This window comes from Bacillus sp. SIMBA_074 (genome assembly GCF_046534555.1).
Classification (GTDB): domain Bacteria; phylum Bacillota; class Bacilli; order Bacillales; family Bacillaceae_G; genus Bacillus_A; species Bacillus_A mycoides.
The window spans coordinates 1-240 of record NZ_JAWRYM010001141.1 but is presented as its reverse complement, the minus strand read 5'-3'; the positions used below and the strand labels follow the sequence as shown (position 1 = coordinate 240).

The following is a 240-nucleotide window of genomic DNA, read 5'->3' as shown; positions in this document are numbered from 1 at the left end:
CGGCGTAGTGGCGAGGAAGTCAGCGATATCGTGGGAACCATGCAAGACATCAGCGCAAGCTCTCATCAAGTCGCTGATATTATTACCTTGATTGATAACATTGCCTTCCAAACAAATATTTTAGCGCTGAATGCTTCTGTTGAGGCGGCGCGTGCAGGTGAGCACGGAAAAGGCTTTGCTGTGGTAGCCCAGGAGGTTCGCAGCCTCGCAAGCCGCAGCGCCAATGCGGCCAAAGAGATC

The 240-nt window shown here is 52.9% G+C and carries 1 protein-coding gene; it reads left to right on the top strand.

What is annotated here, in order from left to right:
* A partial coding sequence (locus SB773_RS34305; RefSeq protein WP_410594983.1) for a methyl-accepting chemotaxis protein occupies positions 1–240 on the top strand: 240 nt, incomplete at both ends.